This window comes from Silvimonas sp., assembly GCF_031291215.1.
Lineage (GTDB): Bacteria > Pseudomonadota > Gammaproteobacteria > Burkholderiales > Chitinibacteraceae > Silvimonas > Silvimonas soli.
In genome coordinates this window covers 1-2,192 of record NZ_JARLJK010000071.1, presented here as the reverse complement: position 1 = coordinate 2,192, position 2,192 = coordinate 1, and the positions used below count along the sequence as shown (strand labels likewise).

Sequence of the window (2,192 nt, the reverse complement as noted above, 5' to 3'; positions counted from 1 at the left end):
GCCCGGCGGGCGTTTCCGTTCGTCTGATGATAAATGAGAAGTGACGCATTTCACAGATATGTCCTCCAGCTTGCACGAGACTTCTACCGCACAACGGCAGCGTTGACAGCGGCGCTGCTGATCACGATGACTAAACGGGGCTGAGAAATTTGTTGCATATTGAGCGGTCGTTATCTACTGCCGCTGGAGGCCTGTTCGGAATCGCCGTGAATGTCATCCTAAAAATATCGCCCGTCCTTGGGATCACCCTAGCTCTAGGTGTGTACTGGTATATGGCCAACAACAGCACGGCGCCGCACGTCCCGCTTGCGCTTAAGCCGCAAGCGCCGGCAGAGCATAAGACTGTCCAGCCCGTAGTTCCAGCGGCTCCGTCCGAACACTCGGCTGAGTCTCTGATGGGCTCAAGAAGCTGGGCTGATGTGCTTAGCCACGACTTGCCCGCCGCCCGTCACGGCGATGGCGAGGCCGCTTACCGCATCTACGAAATCGCCCAAGACTGCATCGGCACCGGCCAGCCGCCGCGCGTGCAGCAGCTGGCCGAAAAAATTACCCACCCCAAAATCCCGCAAGCCATGCGCGACAAGATGGCCCTCGAACTGCGCCAGTGCGCCGGTGTCGACACCCTGCTTGCCGGCCAGGATGATCCCAACGACTGGCTCAAACTAGCGGCATCCGAGGGGCAACGGGAGGCCGAACTCTCGGTCATGACCGAGTGCCCTGAATTGGAGATATCGCTGGCGAGCTGCCTGGGCTATCTGCATCGCTTTCTTGACGTTGGGCTGACCCCGAGCTCTCTAGGGACCCTGTTCTACCGCTTCGGCGACCGCTCGTTGGCGGAGGATGGGGCTAGCGTCACGTTCGCGGGCCTGTTGGCCAATTGTGAAACCGGCACCATCGACTGTTCGCAGGATTCGGCGGCGATGCAGATATTTTGCCAGGATGGAGTCTGCCCACGCGTGGCCGATGTACGCCAAGCTATCCGCCAGCGGTTGGACGAATCCAGCTACCAAGCCGTCAGCGATTATGCCAAACACCTGATCGACATCACCCGCAGCCACGACATTTATTCTGAAGTGGAAATTGTCGATATCGAAGCGCAGATCCGCCGCCACGATCAAGAAATGCGGGCGCACTGAACGCCTGACAGAGTACGGCGGCGCAATCCCGCGACCGTCGCAACACAGCATGGGACTTCACGATGAAACGCTATTTACTGGGCCTTGCAGCCCTGTTGCTCACATCGCAGACGCACGCGCAAACCACCAGCTCCTATCTACCGGGCATGCCTGCCGGCACCAAAATGATGGTCTGTTCCGCCAATCCGTGTACCGACGCGCAGGCCGAAGCCGCGGCTGAATGGGACGGCGAAACATACGCCAACGGCGATCACTACTACCTGATCGGCAACCTCACCACCGGCAACGTCTGGGCCACCCACGTCAAGGTACACCCAGCCATAAAAGGGCGCCCTGGAGAGCCCGGCGACGCCGCCTGGTACACCATCACCAACTATCCGCTGCCGGCGGCGTCGACCTACGACTATCAAGGCCAACTCAAGGCGTCTTCCCTATGGGGGTGGATCTTCGGCGGTGCGCCGAAGATGCCCACTTTCATCATCCACAAGGGCGATGATGGCGGCGCATTCGACGCCTTTTCACTGGACGAGGGATTCCAACTCCAACTGAGCAACTATCTGCGTGGACAACCCTACGCAGACAATGTGTGGAACATAAACCAGCCGCTTCTCGTCATCTTCCCGGATGGATCGAGCGCGCAATACCTCTACATCAACAAGTATGCCAGTATCGCGTTTCTCTACATCCCCCACACCCACAAGGACAGTAATGGCAATCTGATCCCCGACCAGTACGGGGCCAACGCCGTCCAACGCAACATAGTCATGATTGAGCCGAACTCCATCAATGGCGCGAACTGGCTGACGCTGCAAAACATCAACGCAATCTTCTACACCGACCAGGGCGTGGTTGGCGTTGTTACCGTCGGGCCGGTCGAGCCCGGCACTGGTAGTGGTGAAAGCCCGGTAGAAATTCCCATCGATTTTGGAGCGGACTGATTGATCTGCTGCATCGAGGCAGGCCGCTAAGCAGTCGTTACCTTGACCCGCTATCGCGGGTCTTCTCTTTTGCAACTTTCGCCCTTCGCCCGCTGCCCAATCCAGCAAGCAAGGCCCG

Annotated in this window: 2 protein-coding genes; both read left to right on the top strand. The window is 58.8% G+C overall.

Annotated elements, in window-relative coordinates; translation table 11 throughout:
- Positions 1-206: 206 nt before the first annotated feature.
- Positions 207-1,136, top strand: a complete 930-nt coding sequence (locus P4L78_RS09880; protein ID WP_309327849.1) for a hypothetical protein — start codon at positions 207-209, stop codon at positions 1,134-1,136.
- Positions 1,137-1,198: 62 nt separating this feature from the next.
- Entirely contained in the window at positions 1,199-2,074 is an 876-nt protein-coding gene (locus tag P4L78_RS09875) for a hypothetical protein (RefSeq protein ID WP_309327848.1), read from the top strand.
- Positions 2,075-2,192 lie beyond the last annotated feature (118 nt).

Bases quoted from the DNA above. Each gene is read 5' to 3' on its own strand.
- P4L78_RS09875 (WP_309327848.1), top strand. From the start codon at position 1,199: ATGAAACGCTATTTACTGGGCCTTGCAGCCCTGTTGCTCACATCGCAG.